The 20,077-nt window shown below is 59.2% G+C and carries 18 protein-coding genes and 1 pseudogene; 9 read left to right on the top strand and 10 right to left on the bottom strand.

Annotation, left to right across the window (positions count from 1 at the left end):
* Positions 1-265: 265 nt before the first annotated feature.
* The gene (dnaA, locus tag NZ585_01730) at positions 266-1,660 is read left to right on the top strand and encodes a chromosomal replication initiator protein DnaA (protein MCS7078757.1); all 1,395 of its coding nucleotides are present in this window, start codon (positions 266-268) and stop codon (positions 1,658-1,660) included.
* A 276-nt stretch (positions 1,661-1,936) separates the two neighbouring features.
* Here dnaA and NZ585_01725 read toward each other — a convergent pair whose 3' ends face one another.
* Positions 1,937-3,598: a Ppx/GppA family phosphatase gene (locus tag NZ585_01725; GenBank protein ID MCS7078756.1), complete on the bottom strand. Its 1,662-nt coding sequence runs from the start codon at positions 3,596-3,598 to the stop codon at positions 1,937-1,939.
* A gap of 229 nt (positions 3,599-3,827) precedes the next feature.
* Here NZ585_01725 and NZ585_01720 point away from each other — a divergent pair, with 229 nt between their 5' ends.
* The 4 genes and pseudogenes from NZ585_01720 to NZ585_01705 all read left to right on the top strand — a co-directional run bounded on the left by NZ585_01720 (position 3,828) and on the right by NZ585_01705 (position 6,817).
* The gene (locus tag NZ585_01720; GenBank protein MCS7078755.1) at positions 3,828-4,586 is read left to right on the top strand and encodes a carbonic anhydrase; all 759 of its coding nucleotides are present in this window, start codon (positions 3,828-3,830) and stop codon (positions 4,584-4,586) included.
* A 66-nt stretch (positions 4,587-4,652) separates the two neighbouring features.
* The gene (locus NZ585_01715) at positions 4,653-5,741 is read left to right on the top strand and encodes a sodium-dependent bicarbonate transport family permease (GenBank protein MCS7078754.1); all 1,089 of its coding nucleotides are present in this window, start codon (positions 4,653-4,655) and stop codon (positions 5,739-5,741) included.
* Positions 5,742-5,773: 32 nt separating this feature from the next.
* Entirely contained in the window at positions 5,774-6,076 is a 303-nt protein-coding gene (locus NZ585_01710; protein MCS7078753.1) for a transcriptional regulator, read from the top strand.
* A 174-nt stretch (positions 6,077-6,250) separates the two neighbouring features.
* Positions 6,251-6,817, top strand: a pseudogene (locus NZ585_01705) (NYN domain-containing protein).
* A 342-nt stretch (positions 6,818-7,159) separates the two neighbouring features.
* On the opposite strand, the gene NZ585_01700 reads toward NZ585_01705, so the two are convergent.
* From NZ585_01700 to NZ585_01690, 3 genes are read right to left on the bottom strand one after another with little or no spacing between them, the layout of a single operon-like run.
* Positions 7,160-8,770 carry an acyl-CoA carboxylase subunit beta gene (locus NZ585_01700; protein ID MCS7078752.1) on the bottom strand — a complete coding sequence of 537 codons (1,611 nt, stop codon included), beginning with the start codon at positions 8,768-8,770 and terminating at the stop codon, positions 7,160-7,162.
* Between the two features lie 20 nt (positions 8,771-8,790).
* Positions 8,791-9,225, bottom strand: a complete 435-nt coding sequence (locus NZ585_01695; GenBank protein ID MCS7078751.1) for a hypothetical protein — start codon at positions 9,223-9,225, stop codon at positions 8,791-8,793.
* Between the two features lie 47 nt (positions 9,226-9,272).
* On the bottom strand, positions 9,273-9,887 hold the full coding sequence (locus NZ585_01690) for a GTP cyclohydrolase I (protein ID MCS7078750.1): 615 nt from the start codon (positions 9,885-9,887) through the stop codon (positions 9,273-9,275).
* A 77-nt stretch (positions 9,888-9,964) separates the two neighbouring features.
* Between NZ585_01690 and asnS the strand changes: the two genes are divergently transcribed.
* From asnS to NZ585_01670, 4 genes are read left to right on the top strand one after another with little or no spacing between them, the layout of a single operon-like run.
* Positions 9,965-11,278, top strand: coding sequence for an asparagine--tRNA ligase (gene asnS / locus NZ585_01685; GenBank protein MCS7078749.1), 1,314 nt, complete (start codon positions 9,965-9,967; stop codon positions 11,276-11,278).
* A 54-nt stretch (positions 11,279-11,332) separates the two neighbouring features.
* A complete protein-coding gene (locus NZ585_01680; GenBank protein MCS7078748.1) occupies positions 11,333-12,193 on the top strand; it encodes a hypothetical protein in 861 nt (286 codons plus the stop codon).
* A gap of 35 nt (positions 12,194-12,228) precedes the next feature.
* Positions 12,229-13,434 (top strand): PLP-dependent transferase, encoded by a 1,206-nt coding sequence (locus NZ585_01675; GenBank protein MCS7078747.1) that lies wholly within the window; start codon positions 12,229-12,231, stop codon positions 13,432-13,434.
* Positions 13,435-13,474: 40 nt separating this feature from the next.
* A complete protein-coding gene (locus tag NZ585_01670; protein MCS7078746.1) occupies positions 13,475-14,395 on the top strand; it encodes a DNA methyltransferase in 921 nt (306 codons plus the stop codon).
* A gap of 323 nt (positions 14,396-14,718) precedes the next feature.
* Here the strand turns inward: NZ585_01670 and NZ585_01665 are convergent, their stop codons facing one another.
* From NZ585_01665 to NZ585_01640, 6 genes are all read right to left on the bottom strand, one after another.
* Positions 14,719-16,368: a hypothetical protein gene (locus NZ585_01665; protein MCS7078745.1), complete on the bottom strand. Its 1,650-nt coding sequence runs from the start codon at positions 16,366-16,368 to the stop codon at positions 14,719-14,721.
* 169 nt (positions 16,369-16,537) lie between these two features.
* A complete protein-coding gene (locus NZ585_01660; GenBank protein ID MCS7078744.1) occupies positions 16,538-16,705 on the bottom strand; it encodes a hypothetical protein in 168 nt (55 codons plus the stop codon).
* A 291-nt stretch (positions 16,706-16,996) separates the two neighbouring features.
* Complete coding sequence (locus tag NZ585_01655; protein ID MCS7078743.1) at positions 16,997-17,152, bottom strand: hypothetical protein; 156 nt, start codon at positions 17,150-17,152, stop codon at positions 16,997-16,999.
* Between the two features lie 167 nt (positions 17,153-17,319).
* Positions 17,320-18,309: an alpha/beta hydrolase gene (locus tag NZ585_01650; protein MCS7078742.1), complete on the bottom strand. Its 990-nt coding sequence runs from the start codon at positions 18,307-18,309 to the stop codon at positions 17,320-17,322.
* On the bottom strand, positions 18,306-19,412 hold the full coding sequence (locus NZ585_01645; GenBank protein ID MCS7078741.1) for a hypothetical protein: 1,107 nt from the start codon (positions 19,410-19,412) through the stop codon (positions 18,306-18,308). The genes NZ585_01650 and NZ585_01645 overlap by 4 nt, the downstream gene beginning before the upstream one ends.
* On the bottom strand, positions 19,409-19,891 hold the full coding sequence (locus tag NZ585_01640) for a PH domain-containing protein (protein MCS7078740.1): 483 nt from the start codon (positions 19,889-19,891) through the stop codon (positions 19,409-19,411). Before NZ585_01640 ends, NZ585_01645 begins: the two co-directional genes overlap by 4 nt.
* Between the last annotated feature and the right edge of the window lie 186 nt (positions 19,892-20,077).

Raw genomic sequence — 20,077 nt, 5'->3', positions numbered from 1 at the left:
CCTCCCGGAATATCCCCTTAGTACTTTCCAAGTGCGGCATGCCGCCTGTGGATTTTTCTTGTCGCTGCGCCTTCCCTATGCTAGGTTGAACGCCTAAACAAAACCGAACCACCATGTCTAAGTAACTCTAATCAAAGACTTTAGGATTTACACCTAAGATTTCCACAGGTGATTGTCCAATCTGTGGAAAACCTGTGGAAATCTCTCTCTTTGGCCGATGCTCACTGGCTGCGTTTCGTGTTCACCGGCAAGGGTTTAGACCATGATGGACGAAGATAAGTGGACATCGTTCCTTGGGGAAATTGAAAAACGCATGAACCACGAAAGCTTCAGCACGTGGTTCAAACCGGCAAGGCTGCATGCTTGCCAAGGCGACACCATTTATCTCTGTGTTCCCAACCGGAGCTACGAAGACTGGATTACGGAAACCTACCAAGACGTTGTGGAGGAAGCTCTCAAAGCGGTCGGATGCGGCGGCGCGCGGTTGGCGTTTGTTTACGACGAACCGAACGACACCCGCTTAGGCGAAAGACTGCTTGAGGAGGACGACGCGCCGACGCCGCCACACGACCACCTCGCCTTTGGAACGCTCGACAATGCGCTCTCGGACGGACTGACTGGCGCGCGCATCGTTGACCTAGAGCCGCTCGAACTGCCGCTCAACCCGAAATACACGTTTGACACCTTCGTGGTAGGCTCGTGCAACCAGTTTGCGCGGGCGGCGGCAATGGCCGTCGCCGACACCCCATCCAAAACCTACAACCCACTCTTCATCTACGGCGGCGTCGGCCTTGGTAAAACCCACCTGATGCACGCCATCGGTCACGCTATTCGCAACCGTGACCGGCACATGCGGCTGGTGTACATTTCGTCGGAAAAGTTCATGAATGAACTCATCAACGCTATTCGCTATGACAAGGCTCAGGCGTTCCGCGAGAAGTACCGCAGCATTGATGTCCTGTTGATTGATGACATCCAGTTCATCGCCGGCAAGGAACGTACGCAGGAGGAGTTCTTTCACACGTTCAACGCTCTCTACGACGCTCAGAAACAGATTGTTATCTCAAGCGACTGCCCGCCGCGTGAAATTCCTACGCTTGAAGAACGCCTGCACTCGCGCTTTGAATGGGGACTCATCGCTGATCTCCAGCCGCCCGACCTTGAAACCAAGGTCGCCATCCTCAAACGCAAGGCGGACCTTGAGAAAATTGACCTCAGCGACAATGTCGCCCTCTTCATCGCCGGGAAAATTAAGTCAAACATTCGTGAGCTGGAAGGGTCGCTCATCCGGCTGGTCGCCTACGCTTCGCTTAAGCAGCGCCCGATTGACATCGAGTTGTGTAAGGAAGTGCTCAACATCGAAGAAGAAGAGCGTCCCATTACCATTGAAATGATTCAGCGCGTGGTCAGCGATCACTACGGCCTGCGGGTCGCCGACCTCAAGTCAAAGAACAACTCACGCAACATTGCCGTCCCGCGTCAGGTGGCGATGTACCTTTGCAAGCAACTGACCAACCACAGCCTGCCCGAAATCGGACGCCACTTCGGCAACAAGCACCACACGACTGTGCTGCACAGCTGCGAGAAGATCGCCCGCCTCTACCAGACGCAGAATGATTTCCACAGGCTTATCAACAATCTAATTAGTTCATTGAAATAGACTTACGGGAGTTTTCCACAGACCTGTGGAAAACTCCCTGTGGATGACCTGTGGAACCTGTGGAAATTTGGTCGAGGCCGACGCTTTTTTCCACAGGTTCCACAGGAAGGGGCTTTTTTTCCACAAGGTTTTCCACAGGTGAATTAGGGAATAACATCAATGAAATCAAATACTTGTAATTTTTTTCCACATTTCCACAGGCCCTACTACTACTACTAGGAACCATGTCAATTACATAAGGTCTTATTCGTCCTAGTAAAAAGCTGGGCGCATAGCTCAAGCCTGCTGAGCCGCCCGGGCCGCTGGCTCAACGACGAGGTGGGGGTGAATGCCTGGAAACGTACTCGCCCAGATTGGTAAAACCTGCTGTGCGCACCAAACCTCCAAGTCTATGTCAGCTTGTGCGGCGGGGATTGGGTACACCATGAGGTCGGCTTCCTGTGGGTCAACAACAACATCCTGAACTTTCCCGGCGTGGCGGCGGTCTAGCGCGTCGGCAAGTCTGAGAATCGGAATCAGCTTGGTGATGATCTCCTGGTGCGCTGGCGAAAGGCGGGTAAAATCCTCGTGTTTCCTTTTTGGAAGTGATCCGCGGTGGTAGCGGGCTAGGTTGGCGATGATGGCAATCTCATGCGCATGAAAGCCAGGCAGCTCGGCGTGACGGATAAGATACATCGCGTGCTTGTGGTGGCTGGTGTGCGCAATGTGGTAACCGATGTCGTGAAGAATGGCGGCATAGCGCAACCACGCGCGTTCCTGTGCGCCAAGCCTGTGCAGCTTGGTGGTTTGATCAAAGATGCGCTCGGCGAGCTTCGCCGTGTGATGGGCATGAGCCGCCTCATAGGCGTAACGGTGAGCGACGGAAAGAATGCTTCGCTCACGGATGTCTTCGGCGGTCAGCAGCGTATGCGTCGGCGTCCAGCCCTGCTCACGCAAATAGTTGAGAACGACGCCTTCACGCAAGGACCATTCGCAGGTGGTCAGTTTGGAAATGGCAAGCTCTTGGAAAATGGTTTCGAGCAGGACGCCGCCGGCGATAATGATGTCGGCGCGACGGCCGTCAATGCCCGGCAGCTTGCGGCGTTCCTTGTGGGATAATCGCTGAAGACGACGGTTGAGTAGTTGAAGCGCAGGGTAGGTAAGTTCTGTGGTGAAAGCCCCAAATGGATTGGCTTTCCTGCCGGCAGCGTCTTTCCCCGCCGGCGGGGAAACATTCGGCTGGGCCGCCGCCAGCGCCAGAATCGTGCCAGAGGTGCCAATCACGCGCTGAAAGCCGCCGGCTTCCCGGATTTCACGCACCGTACGGGCTAAGCCACTCTGAATGTAGGTGGTGAGGGCGGCAATGTCGGCCCGCGTCGGTGGATCTTGGCGGCTCAAGAATTGTTCCTGCAAACGAACCGCGCCGAGCTTGACCGAAGCAAGGTAATGCGGCGCTTGTCCAGTGGTCAGAATGAATTCGGTACTTCCACCGCCGACATCCACGATGAGCGTTGGCTTGCCCTCAAAATCCGTCACTTCCGCTACCGCGAGGGCAATGAGCCGCGCTTCTTCGACGCCGGGCAGCACCTCAACCTTGAGGCCGATTTCTTGCTCGACGCGCTGAAGAAAGACCTCCCGATTCCACGCTTCACGAATGGCGCTTGTCGCTACCGCCAGCACCGCCGTGACGCCGTGCGAGTGCGCCAAGTCAGTGAACCGGCGCAGGGTGGCGACCGCCGCCTTGATTTTTTCTTCTGTGAGGTGGTGCGTCTCCGTCAGGCCCGCCGCTAAGCGCACCGTGTCTTTTTCACGTTCGATTAGGCGCAGCCGCTCGCCGGGACGCGCTTCGGCGATAATCAAGTGGATGGAGTTGGAACCAATATCTATCGCGGCGATGCGGTGAAACGCCAGCTCCGGCCTCGCGGGAAAACTTTGATGGGCGGCCGCAAACAATGACAAATCCGAGGGAGACCTATGCTTTCCAGCCGTAGCCAGCGAACAGTTGAACCCGAACTACGACGGACAACGATGGCGAGGCTAGCAAAAAACTTGCCGTACCTCAAGCAACCGACGCCGATAAAAAACAGTGCGAAAGTGGCGGCAACCTCATCGCTTAATGCCACGCCAGGCGGCCGCAACTAACCAGCCGCTTTGGCGACCACTTTCGCACGCTGGAGGAATGCTACCGATGTTATCCCTAAAACGCCACCCTGGGCGGCTTTTTGCGAGCGCCCTTTTTGCGCCGGTCATGGCGCTTTCGTTTGTTCACCCGACTGCCGTTGCTCAGTCCACCAAACCGGCTCGGCCGACCGAAAAGCCGTCGGCATCCGTCAAGGATGAAAAGCGATTCCCAACCAATGAAGAGCTTCAGGCCGACCCAGAGTTGGCGCTCAAGGTTCTGATGGAGGGCAATCGTCGCTTTGCCTCCGGTGAAACCATTCACCCGCGTCAGGACATCAACCGTATCCGTGAGACCGCCAAGGGGCAGAAACCCTTCGCCATTATCGTCGGTTGCTCCGATTCGCGCGTCCCAAATGAAATCATCTTCGACCAGGGGCTAGGCGACCTTTTCATTGTGCGCACGGCGGGACAGGTCTCAACTTATGCCTCGTGGGGCAGCATCGAGTTTGCCGAAGAGGTCCTCGGCGCCAAACTAATCTTCGTGCTTGGACATACTAAGTGCGGTGCCGTGCAGGCTGCCGTACAAGTGCCGGAAGTTCCCGGTCACATTGTCACGCTCATCAACGACATCAAGCCGGCCGCGCAACGAGCCAAAGGACAGCCCGGCGACGAGGTGCAGAATGCGATCCGGGAAAACGTCCGCATGCAAGTTGAAAAGCTCAAGACCTTAGAGCCGGTGCTGGCCAAGCGTGTCCGTGAAGGCAAGCTGAAGATTGTCGGCGGCGTGTATGACATCGAAACCGGCGTCGTCTCGCTGGTTGAATAGCTCTTGATTTGGTCGGCGCAACTGCGCCGACCCCCCGCCAAACTCTGACCACATGAGAGGGTTGTTATGAATGCCACACAAGCTATGTTCGTAAGCTTGTTGTCGCCGATGGTGCTCGCCTTCATCCTAGGCGTCATCGCCACCCGCGTCAAAAGCGACCTGAAATTTCCTGAAGAACTGTACACGGCGCTGACGATCTACTTACTGGTGGCCATCGGTCTGAAAGGCGGCTACAAGCTTTCTATCAGCAACTTGGGAGACTTCTGGCGACCTGGTCTAGCGGCTGTGGCGCTGGGGATTGTGATTCCGATTGTGAGCTATTACATCCTGCGCCACCTTGGAAAGTTCAATGTCTGGAACGCAGCCGCCATCGCCGCCCACTACGGTTCGGTGTCAGCGGTGACATTCGGCGAAGCTGTTGCCTTCCACGATACGCTCAAGGAAGAGGCACTCCGAGCGGCGATTGAGGCGGGTAGGATCGCCGCTGGCACAGCCGCCGACGCCCCAGCCGCCCTTGAGGTTTATAAGGCGCAGGGCCTCAACTATGAAGGCTTCATGCCCTCACTCCTCACGATTATGGAAGTGCCAGCCATTTTAGTGGCGATTATTATCGCTCGTCTTCAGGGGAAAGAAGAAGCCTTCGGTAGTGACGAGGGCGGCAGCGCTGGCGAGATTCTGCGTGAATTGTTGGCGGGCAAAAGCACTTTGTTGCTGATTGGGTTTCTGCTCATCGGCTACATCTCCGGCAAGCGGGGCTGGGAGCAGGTGTCGCCTTGGTTTGATGCGCCGTTTCGCGGCGTCCTGACGCTGTTTCTACTTGAAGCCGGCTTGGTGACAGGGCGGCGGTTGGAAGACTTGAAGAAGGTCGGCCCGTTTCTCATCGGCTTTGGGATTCTGACGCCGATTGCCTGCGCCGTGATGGGCATTGCGGTTGGAAAGGCAGTTGGCCTGACGATGGCTGGCGCGACGATTCTGGGGGTCTTAGCGGCAAGCGCGTCATACATCGCAGCGCCGGCCGCCTGTCGGGTAGCGTTGCCGAAAGCTAGCCCAACCTACTACCTGACGGCGTCGCTGGCGGTGACGTTTCCGTTCAACATCATCGTTGGGCTTCCGCTCTATCACCTCATCGCGGTCAAAATGTACGGGTTGTCATAGCGCCGCCAGTGCGCGGCCGGAGGAGCACGGCTATGAAAACATCTGAGATGAAGCTTGTGGTGATTATCGCCGAGGACGAGCTTGAGCCGCGCCTAACGAAAGAAATCATGGCGCTTGGCGCGCGTGGTTATACAGCCAGCCGCGTACGCGGCGAGGGGTGGCACGGCCCGCGCAAAAGCGAATGGGAGGGTGAAAACGTCCGCATTGAGACGATTGTCCCAGAGTCGGTCGCCGAGAGCATTGTCACCCATGTCGCTGAACGCTACATGCCCCACTTCGCGGTGGTGGTATACATCCAGACTGTTAGTATTCTGCGCGTGGAGAAGTTCACCTGAACGCTCCACCAGCAGCGGTGCAACGGCGGGCGCTTCCTTACCGGCAAGGCCCGTCGTGAACTTTGTTCGGCGCGCTTTTGACTTGCCTCCCAACCAAAACTACAATGAGAATGGTTTGAAACTAGCCGGCTTTTTACATTTCTCAAACGCTTCGGTTCAGAGAAAACTATTCTCATGAGTTCCAGCGATCCCCGGGGCAGTTCCTCCGGGTCACACTTCGTCCATACGCCGTCAAATCGGGGCCGCGTCGCCATCTTTATTGACGGCAACAATTTGTTCCACGCTGCGCGTTCCGCTGGCGTCGAGATAGACTACGCCAAGCTACTGGCTCACCTGCGGGGCGATGATCCCCTGCTGCGCGCTTTCTTCTACACTGGCGTTGACCAACAAGCCGAGCGCCAGCAGGGCTTTCTGCTCTGGATGCGGCGCAACGGCTACCGTGTCGTGCAGAAGGAACTGAAAACGTTCCCAGACGGCACGAAGAAAGCCAACCTTGATGTCGAAATCGCCGTGGATATGCTGTCATTGGCTGACAAATACGACACGGCGATTTTGGTCAGCGGTGATGAGGACTTCACCTATGCGCTGAATGTCATTGCCTACAAAGGCGTACGGGTGGAGGTTGCCGGTTTCCGCGCCAACACCTCACCGCGTTTGATTGACGTAGCTGACCGCTTCCACGAGTTGGACAGCATCATTGCCGAAATCAGCAAGTCGCCAAGCAAACGGGAGTCACAGCCAACCGATCCGGCCCGTGCCACGGGCGAATGGTCGGTACCGGAGCGGGCGACGCCTGAGCCGGGACTGGAAAACGGACGAAGCGAGGCAGAGTCGCCGCCGACTGAACAAGCTACCCAACCTCCAGTTTCCGGCGGCCCAGTGGGAACGGCTGCTGAGCCGCCAGTGACGGAGGGCAATGTCGTTGTTGGGGCGCTCCAGTCCGGCGAACACCCGGCGTTGATGTGTGAGACTTGGGAAGCAGAGCCGCCGCCGCTGAAGCCGACGGACATAGAGCAGGCGGTCGGTGACGCTTTCTCCGGCGCGCATGAGGCCTTCCACGAAGGCGGAGGCGGTACCCCGCCTTCAACTCAACCCGCCGGTTAGCACGAACGGCCCCAAGTGTGGCCCTGGCTGGTTGAGGCAGGTTTCTAGCGCCAACTTAAGCGTCGGACGAACCTCTTCGGGTGCAACCACGGCGTCGCAAAAGCCCCGCGCAGCGGCGAATTTGGCGTCAAGCTGTGCCTCGTACGTCGCCCGTACTTTGTCTATTTCGGCTTGGAGCGCGGCATCGGGCGACTTGCCTTCGGCCCTGAGCTTTTCCAACTGGGCTGAAAACAGCGCCATTACAGCCGATTCGCCTTCCATGACGCCCATGCGCCCGGTCGGCAATGAAAAGATAAAGTTCGGGTCAAAGCCCTGCCCGGCCATGGCGTAGTAACCCGCGCCCGACGCATGGTTGACCGTCAGCACAAGCTTCGGCACGGTCGCCGTTGCCATCGCCTCGACGAAATGCGCGCCGGCGCGGATGATGCCCGACTGCTCGGCTTCAACGCCGACCATAAAGCCCGACACGTCCTGGACGAAGAGCAAAGGCAGCCGATGACGGTTGCAGGTTTCAATGAAGTAGGCGACCTTCTCGGCGCTTTCCCGATAAACGATGCCGCCGAAGCGCGGCGGTTTGTCGCCGGCTGACTTGATGAGGCCGCGCCGATTGGCAATCAGACCGACGGGAATACCTTCGATGCGCGCGTGCGCGCAAATCATCTCACGGGCATAGTCGGCTTGAAACTCATCAAATGAGTCGGCATCCAGCAGTGTGTCGAGAAAAGCTTCAGTGTCGTAGGGAAGCCGATGGTCGGATGGAAGGATTTGGTAGGCGTCGCATGGGTCGCGGCGCGGCGGCCGCGCCGTCCCGATGGCGACGGCGCGCGGCGGGGGTGGCGGCAACGCTGCAACCAACCGCCGCAAACGCGCCAAGCAAGCCCGGTCGTCCGGCTCACGGTAGTGGGCGACGCCTGAAAGCTCGGTGTGCATCCGCGCGCCGCCCAACGCCTCTGGATCGGATGTTTGACCGGTCGCTCCACGCACAAGGTTGACGCCGCCTAGTCCCATAAAACTCGTTCCCTCGACCATGACGATGACATCCGACAGCGCGGGCAGGTAAGCGCCGCCCGCAATGCACTGTCCCATCACGGCCGCCAGTTGTGGTATGCGCAAGTGCCGCCGCATGAGCGAGTTGTAGTAAAACAGCCGCGCCGCGCCGTACTGCCCCGGAAACACGCCGCCCTGATACGGCAGGTTAACGCCGGCTGAGTCCACCAAATAGACAATCGGCGTTCGGCAGCGCATGGCGATTTCCTGCGCCCGCAGCATCTTCGTGATGGTTTCGGGAAACCACGCGCCGGCTTTGACCGTTGGATCGTTCGCCACGACGACAATTTCGCGTCCGTGGCAACGGCCAATGCCGGTGACAACGCCCGCCGCTGGCGCTTGACCATCGTACCGGTCATAGGCGACGAGTAGGCCGATTTCGAGAAACGGAGAATCGGGGTCAAGCAGGCCGGCGATGCGCTCGCGGGCGGTCAGCTTGCCTTGCGCGTGCAGCCGCTCGATTTTGGCTTCGCCGCCACCCAACCGCAGCCGGTCTTCAAGCGCCTTCAGTTCAGCGGTAAGGGTTGCAAGGCTTTGGGGCATTGTTGACGACGACCTTGGTTTTAGCGGCACTCGCCTGCAATGGCATGGTAGGTGTCGTGGAGCTGGTTGAGCGCCCGTTTGATGTCTTCGTCAGCAGCCTGCCGCGCGACAAGTCTGGCCAACTCCGCCGCTTCACGTTCAAGCCGCGTCAACAACGGGCGAATTTTGGCGGCGTCATAACCTTCCGGCGGCTTTGAGCGCGACCACAGCCGCGCTTTGCGCGCCATTTCACCGGCGCGCTTGCGGACGGGTCGAAAGTCGCCGTCTTCCATCGGGTGAAACGTACCGGCCAAAACGGAGTGAAAATCCTCCTGCGCCTTCCACGTCGCTTTGGGCTTCGGGGCGACGCCGGTGGTGGGTTCCTGCGCCACAGCGCGAGGCGCTGTCCATCCGGCGACGCTTAGTGCAAGCGCCAACGCAATTGCGCCAGCTACAAGGTTAGGCATACGAACCATAGCGGTATGAACTCCATTGCTCGAGCATCAAGGTGCGCCCGTCCGGCCTAGTCGGTCGCATAACGGGCGAGGTAGTTGAAAAACTGCTCACGCCAAGCGGCTTCTTGAAAACAGCCGCGCAAGACGGTGCTTTCCACGCGACCGTCGGCGCGTATACCGCGCATTTCCATACACATTTGCCGCGCTATCAAACAAACCGCGACGCCGCGCGGACGACAAGCTGCTTCGAGCGCTGTAGCGACATCAGCCGCGAGACGTTCCTGAAGCTGCGGCCGGCGCGCGGCGTGCGCAAGTAGCTTGGCCGGCGCGCCGACGCCGACGCCCAACGCATCGGGCACATAGGCTACGTAGGCCACACCGAAAAACGGCGTCAGATGATGAGCGCACATCGAATGAAACGTCATCTGACCGACGGCGACAAACTGGCCGGCCAGCTCGCCCGCCGGAAACGTCGCAATCGCCGGCGGCGGCTGCGCCGCAATGAACGGCGCAAAGAACTCGGCCCAGAACTCGGCGACGTTTTCCGCCGTCCGCGCCAAGTGCGGATCGCGGTCAGGCGTCAACCGAAGCGTCGCCAGCATCCGGCGCAGAGCGTACGCCGCCGTTGCCAACGTGTCGCTTTCGGTGATTTCGGGCTTGGTTTGCTCCGTGTTGTCCGGCATGCTATGTCCCACTCAAGCGTGTATGGCGACGGGGACACGCTATCACAACTCCGCTCCGCTGCGCTTTTGAAGACAACATGAACCACGTTCGGATTGCTGATTTGACCGCTCACCTTGGGCGGGAAGTAACGCTCAAGGGATGGCTCTACAACGCCCGGTCGAGCGGCAAACTCTTGTTTCTGGAGATTCGGGACGGCTCCGGCATCGTGCAGGGCATTGTCGCTAAAAACGCCGTCTCTGAGGACGTTTGGGCGCGTGCGGACGCGCTGACACAGGAATCCTCGATTGTTGTTACGGGGACGCCGCGCGAGCACCCTAAGCGTCCTGGCGTCTATGAGTTGGACGTGCGTGACATTGAAGTTGTTCAACTCACCCACGATTATCCAATCACGCCCAAAGAACATGGCATTGAGTTTTTGATGGATCACCGCCATCTATGGCTGCGCTCAAAGCGGCAGCATGCAATCCTGCGGGTTCGGCACGAGGTCGTTCGCGCCGTTCGGGACTTCCTCGACAATGACGGCTTCATTCTAGCCGACACGCCGATTCTAACGCCCACTGCCTGCGAGGGAACAACGACGCTGTTTGAGTTGAACTACTTTGACGAAGGCAAGGCGTATCTTACGCAGTCGGGACAACTGTACAATGAAGCGACGGCGGCGGCGTTTGGAAAGGTGTATTGTTTCGGCCCGACCTTTCGCGCTGAGAAGTCCAAGACGCGCCGCCATTTGACGGAGTTTTGGATGGTCGAGCCGGAGGTCGCCTACGCCACGCTAGAGGATATGATGACGCTGGCGGAGCGTTTCTTGAGCTTCATCGTGGCGCGCGTTTTGGAGCGCCGGAAGGAGGAGCTGAAGCTGCTGGAGCGCGACACAAGCAAGCTGGAGATGGTTGCGCCGCCGTTTCCGCGTTTGACCTACGATGAGGCTGTCAAGCTGCTGCACGAAGCCTATCTTGCTGGCAAACTCGAACACGATTTTGTGTGGGGCAGCGATTTCGGCGCGCCGGATGAAACCTATTTGGCGCAACAGTTTGACCGTCCGGTGATCATTCATCGCTACCCGGCGCAGGTGAAGGCGTTTTACATGGAGGAGGACCCGGAGCGCCCAGAGGTGGCGCTCTGCATGGACGTGCTTGCGCCGGAAGGCTACGGCGAAATCATTGGCGGCGGGCAGCGGATGCAATCGTACGACAAGCTTGCCCAGCGCATCGCCGAACACCGTCTGCCACGCGAGGCCTTCGAGTGGTATCTCGACCTGCGTCGGTATGGTTCGGTTCCGCACGCTGGTTTCGGTATGGGCATAGAACGGTGCGTGGCGTGGCTCTGCGGTCTGGAGCACGTTCGGGAGGCGATTCCCTTCCCGCGCATGCTTTACCGACTGCGGCCGTAGTCGTCGCCGACGTGCAGGGCGAAGACGCTGAGCATGAACTTGAGGTGCTGTCGGATGAGATGGATGTCGAAAGCGTGGCGGCCGGTGTTCCTCACAGCAGTTTGGTTGGTCGGCGGGGCGTTTGGGCAGTCGCCGTTGCCGCAGCCGGATGCGCCGCCGCGTACACCAACGGAGACGGTACAGGCGTTTTACCGTCTGTTGCGTGAGCGGCGGTTCGCCGAAGCATTTCAGTTTCACGTATGCAGCGTAGCTGTTGAGAAGTTAACGCCACAGCAAATGGCTGAGCTTGAGCCGGAGTTTGTGCGGATCAGCGGCGGTATTCCGGAGACGTTGACGGTGACCGGCGAGACCATTACGGGAGATGACGCGACAGTGTTTGTTGTGGTTCCCGTCAAGGCGGCGGAAAACGGCCGTCCGCAGACGGAGACGGCCCCGGTAGGGCTGATTCGCAGCGAGGGTCGGTGGTTGATCGGTGACCGGGAGACGCAGGCGTTGGCGCAGGCGCATGGCGGGAATTTTTTCAAGCTGAGCGAGGAAGGCGTTTTCGTCAAGATGGCTGAAAACGAGGACGCTATGGCGCGGTTGCTGATGCGGCTGCTAGAGGTTGAGCAGGTTTTCGCCCGCAACAACCGTGGGCAGTACGGCACGCTTCAGGAGCTTGTCACGCGACGTAGTCAGTTTCGGGACGACATTGCCAAGCTGCTGGAGGTGCTGGAGAGCGGCGAGGTGTTGGGGCATGTCATCGAGATTGTAGTGACGCCGGATCGCCGTGATTTTGCGATTTACGCCGTCCCGAAGCGGCACAACTACGACGGACGCTATTCGTTTTACGCCGACCGTGACGGGGTGCGCTACCGGAACTACGGCGGCGCGCGCATCGAGAAGGACACGCCCGGCAATAAGACGCTCAACTGAGCGTACGCGGGGAGCACAGGCAAGGAGGGTAAGCCATGAACCGTGACGCCCGCCGGATTGAGACCTTGGCCGTTCATGCCGGTCGGACGCCCGATCCGGCGACGGGCGCGGTGATGCCGCCGATTTACTTAGCAACCAACTACGAGCGGGACGCAACGGGCGCGTGTCCACGCGGGTTTGAGTACACGCGCGAGGGCAACCCGAATCGGCAAATGTTGGAAGCGAGCTTGGCGGCGCTGGAAGGCGGCGCGGCGGCGGCCTGTTTCGCTTCGGGGAACGCGGCGGCGGCGGCGGTGTTTCAGGCGCTGACGCCGGCGCAGCATGTCGTCATCGCGCAGGATACGTACTACGGCACGGCGGTTTTGCTAAAGGACATCTTCGCGGCATGGGCGTTGGAGGCGACGTTTGTGGACGCCACCGACGCAGAGGCGATTGCAGCGGCGATGCGGCCGGCCACGGCGCTGGTATGGGTCGAGACGCCTTCCAATCCGTTGTTGTCGGTAGTGGACATCGCGCGCGCGGCGGAGATTGCCCATGCCTATGGGGCGCGGCTGTTGGTGGAGAACACGTTGGGGACGCCAGTGCTTCAGCGGCCGTTTGCGTTCGGGGCGGATTTGGTCGTGCATTCGACGACGAAGTTTTTAGGCGGCCACAGCGACGTGTTAGGCGGGGTAGTGATTACGAAGACTGAGGATGAGTTTTTTCAGCGGATTCGGCGGATACAGGCGGTGGTTGGGGCGGTGCCGTCGCCGTTCGACTGCTGGCTTTTGCAGCGCAGCTTGAAGACGCTGCCGTGTCGCGTCCGCGCGCAGTCGGAGACGGCGTTGAAGGTGGCGCGTTTTTTGGCGACGCACAAGCGGGTTGAGCGAGTGTTGTATCCCGGTTTGCCGGAGCATCCCGGTTATTTGACGGCAAAGCGGCAGATGAGCGGCTTCGGGGGGGTGCTGTCGTTTACGTTGAAGGAGGGGGCGGCGGCAGCGAAGGCGTTGCCGGCGCGGACACGGATTTTCACGCATGCGACGAGCATCGGCGGCGTGGAGAGTTTGATTGAGCATCGGGCCTCGGCGGAAGGACCGGACACGCGCGCGCCGCAGAACTTGGTGCGGCTTTCGATTGGGCTGGAGCATGCGGATGACCTGATTGAAGATTTGGCGCAGGCGTTGGGAGACGTACCGCAGCCGGTGCCGCGGCCGGTTTTCCCCGGTGGACGGCTGCTCCGCTCGCCGGAAGCTAAACACTGACTGGTTTTTGCTTTTCACATCGAATCTATTGGTATTTTTCATGTCCAAGTTAGCTTTGGTTAGATTTCAAGTGATGAAGAACCAAAGTTTATTTTATGGCCTGCCGTTATTGGACAGCGGAAAAGGCAGTCAAGAGACTAGGAAGTCCGAGAGAATTTCACCGCTGAACGACATAGATCTCAACCGTTGGCGCGAGTACGATGACATCATCACTGATTCGCTTTGGCTCATTCCAGAAAGGGACAGAAGTGGGGCGCATCTTGCTGACTATCATGGCAATTTCGTTCCCCAGATTCCATACCAAGCGATGCGGCGCTTTACTAAACGGGGCGACATCGTGTTTGACGCTTTTCTAGGATCCGGTACGTCTCTAATAGAAGCTCGCCGGTTAGGCCGACACGGTATTGGTATTGAACTCAAGCCGGAACTGGCGCAAAAAGCCGCTGATCGTATCTTCAGTGAGCAGAATCCACACAATGTCATCACAAAGGTCCTTACCGGTGACAGCAGTGATACGACTTCAATGCCGGCGGTCATCGCACGAACCTTAGAGGAAATGGGAAAAGAAAAGGTTCAGCTTGTCTTCCTGCACCCTCCGTATCATTCCATAATCAAATTTTCCAATCTTGCAGAAGATCTTTCTAACTGTCCGTCCATTGAATGCTTCCTAGAAAAATTTAGCCAAGTTGTTGAGATTGCCAAGACTTTTCTAGAGAGTGGCAGATTTTTAGTCTTGGTGATAGGTGACATATATGCGGAAAGTGAATGGATACCTTTGGGCTTTTACTGCATGCAGGAAGTGATGAAATGGGGATTGACTCTGAAGAGCATAGTGGTCAAAGACATACAAGGTAATCGCGCCAAGCGTAATTTGGAGAACATGTGGCGCTACCGCGCTTTAGCCGGGGGTTTTTATATCTTCAAGCATGAGTACGTTATGTTTTTTCAGAAAAGCTTTTAGAATAACTAAGCTGCCTGCGTGAAAGCCACGCAATCTGTTCCTCTCCAAGCCAGCCTATGTCTCACTTATGTCGCCTTGCTCTTGTTTCACTGAACCGCCCTGCTGGAGCAATTTCCGAGAATGTGTAGGGCCTTGCCCTCCACCCCCATACCCGCAATGCTGGATACATCGCTCGCGCCCTTCCGCCCTGCTGCTCACACCGCCACCGCGTCAGCTTCGGGCTTACCCACGTCCCGTCATCAAATCCGCCGCTTCAGCGCCCACCGTCCTAACCCGTCACGCCACGCTTCCCGCTGCCCGGAAAATATTTTTCAGTGTCGGCCCTAGCGCTGGCATACCTGCCACAGTGCCATCACGTTCAGCCGCCCGCTCAGCCGCTTCTTCAACGCCGCCAACCTCACGTCCGGCTTCACCACCACAGCGTCAACCGACTCACTCACCCCGCTCTGCCCCGCGCCAAAGCTTGCGTCCAGCGTCCCGTCCACGTTCAACCGCGCGATCCCACTGCGCGCCACCCCGTTGACCCGTGTGAACTTGCCCCCAAGCACCACCTTCCCGTCCGGCTGCACCGCCACGGCGGAAACTGCAGGAAACCTCCCTCCACTCACCCCGCTCTGCCCGGCGCCAAAGCTTGTGTCCAGCGTTCCGTCCGCGTTCAACCGCGCGATCCCACTGCGCGCCACCCCGTTGACCCGCGTGAACCAGCCCCCAAGCACCACCTTCCCGTCGGGCTGCACCACCACAGCTTCAACCAAACCATTCACCCCGCTCTGCCCAGCGCCAAAGCTTGCGTCCAGTGTCCCATCCGCGTTCAACCGCGCAATACAGTTCCGCGCCACCCCGTTGACCCGCGTGAACTTGCCTCCAATCACCACCTTCCCGTCCGGCTGCACCGCCACAGCGTGAACTCTAGGAAAATTCCCGCCACTTACCCCGCCTTGCCCGGCACCAAAGCTTGTGTCCAGCGTTCCGTCCGCGTTCAACCGCGCGATCCCGCCACGCGCCACCCCGTTGACCCGCGTGAACCTGCCCCCAATCACTACCTTCCCATCAGGCTGCACTGCCATAGCTTCAACCCAGTCGCTTGCCCCGCTCTGCCTAGCGCCAAAGCTTGCGTCCAGTGTCCCGTCCACGTTCAACCGCGCGATGCCGCCACGCGCCACCCCATTGACCCGCGTGAAACCGCCCCCAATCACCACCTTCCCGTCGGGCTGCACCGCCACGGCGAGAACAAAAGGAAAATCATCATTGGCAGTCCCAGCCCCAAAGCCCATGTCCAGCGTTCCGTCCGCGTTCAACCGCGCAATACAGTTCCGTGCCACACCGTTGACGAGATTGAACTGCCCACCAATCACTACCTTCCCGTCGGGCTGCACCGCCACAGCATGAATGACATAGCCTGTCCCAACCTGTCCCGCCCCGAAAGTTGAGTCGAGGTTCTCCGGCCTCGCTCCACCCCCAACCCCAGGCTGCACCACCTTGAACGTCCGCCCAGCCGACGCTGCCATCCCTTCCCACATTCCCCCACGATTGAACGCCACCACATCCCCATCTATCCCCGACCTGCTCCCGCTCGCACCGCTCGCAATCGTCACCCACGGCACATTGCTCACCGCCGTCCACGCGCACCCAGCCTCGACCGTCACATTCACCACCCTGCGCCCGCCAAACGCTCCTACATTCACCACTGTCGGCGCGATCCGATAGCTACGGTCTCTGCTGAAAGACCAAACCGGCGAGCCGACGCTCACACACCTCGCCACACGACGACCGACCATCCGCTCGCCGCCCAACCGCCCGCTAAGGCGCGCGTTCTGCTTCGCGCTGCGCCATGCGTCCCTGCCGTCCAGAACAAAGTCTCTCGCTGTCTGCCCAAACGCCACGGCGCTCAACAACACGCCCAGCACCGCCGCGTACAGAGGATTCCGACCGACACACCACCGCGATCCAGCGCATATCGTAGCGCGACCCATAGCGAATCCCTCCAGAGGGTCTTCGAGCGCGACTTTTGTTTTGATTTGTTTAGAGCCAAGGCTTACTTAGCAGGAACTACGTACTTAGATCACCATCGCTGCGTCAAGTCAACATTATTTCGAGCATTATTCCAGCGAGTGCGCTTATGACTGCAACATTGTGAGACACTCATCGTAGAGCTGACGCCCACGGCGTACCCGTCCGCCCGCCGTACCCTTTTCCCACAACACGCCCCGGCGCAATGGAGGCCGGCGTCCCCACGACCAACCCGGCCACCGTCAGTGTTTCCAGATGTCCGCCGCTGTGTTCGACCACCGTCGCAATCCCAAACTCCACATACCTTGACCGCTTCTTCCTCGCTTAACCAGTCACATAGATGGTTTTCCGGCTTCACGTCCCGGTGGATGACGCCGACGCATGCTGCTGCCAAGCTACGACACACCGCCCCACAGATTCGCAGCGCCCGCTCCACGGCGACGTTCCCTGCGCACGTTCCCATGTCAACGCATGTCCCTTCAGCAACGCCATCACCAGATAAGCGATGCCGTCGCTTGACACGCCTGCGTCAAGCGCCTCTACCACATTCCGGTGCTTGATTTGCGCCGCCGGCGCGCCGTCCCGCTGAAATCACTCTAGGGCTTCCGCACTGTCGTTGCCGGCCACCGGCCTGAATACCTTGACCGCCACCGGCCGCTTCGGTTCCAGATGCTCTCCGGCGAACACTACGCCATACCCGCCCAAGCCGAGCTTGTCCCCCAGCTGGCGCTTTCCATCCAGCGCCATCCCCGGCAACGCTTCAGGCCAGAGCTGATATCTTTTCCTGTTGGGGAGTATGCAATAAAAGCTCTGCCACCCATCTCGGATTAGTAACCGAAGGATTGAGAAACTTTACCGAGAAGCCATACGTTCCATCACGTCGTTTGGGTACTTGATGAGAGCTTGGAAGGGAGCTATGGCACAGTTCCTATCGGGAAAGCGTATAACCAGTCAGAGACAAGACGCTCGATTTCATCCGGTCGTTCAAAGAGCACCAAATGGCCGGTGCGAAGTAAAACGTGCAGTTGGGCAGTTGGGAGCGTTTGCGCCAGCCGTTCGCTGTCAGCGAACGGCACAACCGCATCGAATTCGCCGGTGATGACCAGCGTCGGCGCAGCTTGAGCGGCCGCATGTTGAATCTGCGCCATACGCTCTGGCCGTACCAAGTCGGTTACGGCCAGAAAGGCGGCGCGGGAATCGCAGTACACCAAGCTGGTGAAGGCCATTTCAACGTCCTGCCACGGGACTTCCCGCTGACTCAAGGTCGCTGAGACATACCGGTACACCAGCGTTTTGGATGGAATACGCCGCAATGTGTCGAAGATCACTTTGAGAATGGACGGCAAAAGACGCGCCTGCAACGGGCCGTAGTTGAACAGACCAAAGTTCATCACGACTTGGCGACCGACCCGCTCCGGCGCTTGGGCGCCAACCAGCAGCGCCACTGCTGAACCCAACGAAAACGACACCAGATCGAATGTCCCAATACCCAGCGCGTCGGCCAAAAGCAGCGTGTCCTGCACAAGCGTCGGCAGGTCATAACGGTCGTCCACCGCCGAATCGGAGAACCCATGACCACGAAAATCGAATGCAACGACGCGAAAACCTCGGTCGCCAAGCGCCGGTGCCAGGCGGTAGAACCAGTATGAGGAGCAATCCCACCCATGCAGCAACAGCACTGCCGGGCCATCCGCTGGGCCGTACTCGTAGACGTGATGCCGTACGCCCTGCACTGACACAAACCGAGCGCGTGCTGCGAACGCCCGCATCACGGCGAAAACTTCCGGCTGAGGGGGTTGGGTTTCGCGCCGTTCGCGTTCGGCAAGCTCGGTCAGATGGCGGCGAAACTTTTCTGTAGTCGGCGGCGCGTTGACTAACGCCGCATTGCTTCGTGGAGCCGTCAATCAGTCAAGCGCTTAGCGGACGCGCCGCGCCCGGCGGACAACGTCCAATCCTCAATAAGGTTGAGCCGGAGCATCGTGTCGGCGGCAACAAAACCGTCGCCGGCTCGCTTTCGCCGCCAGTAGAAAAACGCGCCGCCGGCGGCCGCACCAAGCGACACCATCCCAACACCGGCCAGCGCCACAAACGAAGCGATGCTAATCAAAAGCTGTCCAATGTGGCGAATGTCCTGCTGCGTCGTACGAGTGGACGCACCAATCCGAGCTGGGGGATGCCCTAACCAGCGTACAACATAGTCGTACTCAACGCGCTCAATGGCCGCACGCGCGCGCGCGAGGTCTCGTACGCCGTCCGCAACAACAATGAAGTTGCCCCGACGGGCAATGAGACGGCGGGCGGAAGCCAGAATCTGTGCGGCGTCCAACGCGGCTGTGGCGTCCTGCGGCGTCGGATACTCGGCGACAAGAAAATGTTCAAACGGCGCCTCGGCGGCGTAGTCCGCCCACGCAAAGGCGCTGCCCGGCGGTGTCGGCAGCGCACCGGCTTGAAGCCAAGCGGCGTGCGCCAATCCCCGCGCTCCGACCGCATAGTATTCCGTTCCGGGTTGAAGCGACTGCGCCGGCAGCTTACGTAGAACGACCGGCCGGTTGCTTTCATTTTCTTCAGGCGGCAGCGTCGCCTGCCAGTCCGCAAGCTTGGCGCGCAAAAAGGCCGCCACCGCCGAGCGCTTGGCTTCCGGCGCCTCTAGGGCGACGCTGACAACGGTACTTCCCAGCGCCTCGCCACCGATAAACTTAGCTAAGCCTAGCGCGCGTTCGCCGCCTGGGCAGCGGTAAAGCAGAAATCCCACGCCGTCACGCTGTCCGCAATGCACCCACGTGACGCCAAATTCTCTGGCGATGTCGCTCTGGAAAGGCGCGGCCGCCTCCGCCGGCCACTTCGCACCGGCCGGAAAACTCCGGCTGACGCCTAACTCGCGTACCGGAAACGGCCGTCCGGCAGTTTCATCCCGCGCCTCGCCCCAAACGGGGTTAGCGAACAAGCTGAATAGCAGCGCCGCCCCTAAAGTCATCTGGAGCGGCTTTCCTTGAGCGCGAAAGGTCATGGCAATCGCGTCCCTGCACGGTGGAGAATCTGATCAGCGATAGCCTGCGGCTGCGCCACCTGCCGCAGCGTGACTTTTCCAGTGGCGGCGGCGCTATCCACCACGACATTGCCCAGCCCTAGAAGCCGCTGGAGTAAGGTTTGTTCAACGGTGACATCCTGCACTTTAGTCAGGGGGATGTTCCGTACCGTTTTGGTCAAAATACCGGTGCTGACCTCAATCTTGTCGTCCGTCAAGGTATAGGTTTCCGACCACTGCTGTAGGTGCTTCACGCCGGCGACAATGAACGGTGCAAGACACAATGCTGCAGTGAGGAATGGAACAGCCGGCGCAAGGCGCGTCCAGACGACAGCCTCCAAAACACCACCCAACACAGCCAAGACAACGGCAAGGATCACCGCCAAACCATACCAAAGCCCAACGAATAGAAAAGTTTGGCGGAACACAACGGCTCTCGCCGAGGATGGTTGCGTGCTCATATGCAGAACGTCCTCCAGAATAACGCCGCCACCCTCCGTTGCGTTGAAGTGACGCAAAACGCATATACCAAATCGGCGACGACGGCAAAGCTGGACGTGCGTCCCGCCAGACGTGCGTCCCGCCAAAGGCCCTATCAAGCGGCGGAAACCTTGCCGGATAGCGCAGCGAAGCGCCAAGGTCATAGA

Origin of the sequence: Chloracidobacterium sp. (genome assembly GCA_025057975.1) — a bacterium.
GTDB lineage: Bacteria > Acidobacteriota > Blastocatellia > Chloracidobacteriales > Chloracidobacteriaceae > Chloracidobacterium.
Note: the sequence above shows the minus strand (reverse complement) of the source record. Positions and strands in the feature narration are given on the sequence as shown.

What these genes read in the sequence shown, in the direction of transcription:
- NZ585_01695 (MCS7078751.1), bottom strand. Translation starts at nt 9,225, where the DNA reads ATGGTTCGTATGCCTAACCTTGTAGCTGGCGCAATTGCGTTGGCGCTT.
- asnS (MCS7078749.1), top strand. Translation starts at nt 9,965, where the DNA reads ATGAACCACGTTCGGATTGCTGATTTGACCGCTCACCTTGGGCGGGAA.
- NZ585_01640 (MCS7078740.1), bottom strand. Translation starts at nt 19,891, where the DNA reads ATGAGCACGCAACCATCCTCGGCGAGAGCCGTTGTGTTCCGCCAAACT.
- dnaA (MCS7078757.1), top strand. Translation starts at nt 266, where the DNA reads ATGGACGAAGATAAGTGGACATCGTTCCTTGGGGAAATTGAAAAACGC.
- NZ585_01690 (MCS7078750.1), bottom strand. Translation starts at nt 9,887, where the DNA reads ATGCCGGACAACACGGAGCAAACCAAGCCCGAAATCACCGAAAGCGAC.
- NZ585_01655 (MCS7078743.1), bottom strand. Translation starts at nt 17,152, where the DNA reads ATGGCGCTGGATGGAAAGCGCCAGCTGGGGGACAAGCTCGGCTTGGGC.
- NZ585_01645 (MCS7078741.1), bottom strand. Translation starts at nt 19,412, where the DNA reads ATGACCTTTCGCGCTCAAGGAAAGCCGCTCCAGATGACTTTAGGGGCG.
- NZ585_01680 (MCS7078748.1), top strand. Translation starts at nt 11,333, where the DNA reads ATGAGATGGATGTCGAAAGCGTGGCGGCCGGTGTTCCTCACAGCAGTT.
- NZ585_01670 (MCS7078746.1), top strand. Translation starts at nt 13,475, where the DNA reads ATGTCCAAGTTAGCTTTGGTTAGATTTCAAGTGATGAAGAACCAAAGT.
- NZ585_01665 (MCS7078745.1), bottom strand. Translation starts at nt 16,368, where the DNA reads ATGGGTCGCGCTACGATATGCGCTGGATCGCGGTGGTGTGTCGGTCGG.
- NZ585_01720 (MCS7078755.1), top strand. Translation starts at nt 3,828, where the DNA reads ATGTTATCCCTAAAACGCCACCCTGGGCGGCTTTTTGCGAGCGCCCTT.
- NZ585_01675 (MCS7078747.1), top strand. Translation starts at nt 12,229, where the DNA reads ATGAACCGTGACGCCCGCCGGATTGAGACCTTGGCCGTTCATGCCGGT.
- NZ585_01700 (MCS7078752.1), bottom strand. Translation starts at nt 8,770, where the DNA reads ATGCCCCAAAGCCTTGCAACCCTTACCGCTGAACTGAAGGCGCTTGAA.
- NZ585_01715 (MCS7078754.1), top strand. Translation starts at nt 4,653, where the DNA reads ATGAATGCCACACAAGCTATGTTCGTAAGCTTGTTGTCGCCGATGGTG.
- NZ585_01710 (MCS7078753.1), top strand. Translation starts at nt 5,774, where the DNA reads ATGAAAACATCTGAGATGAAGCTTGTGGTGATTATCGCCGAGGACGAG.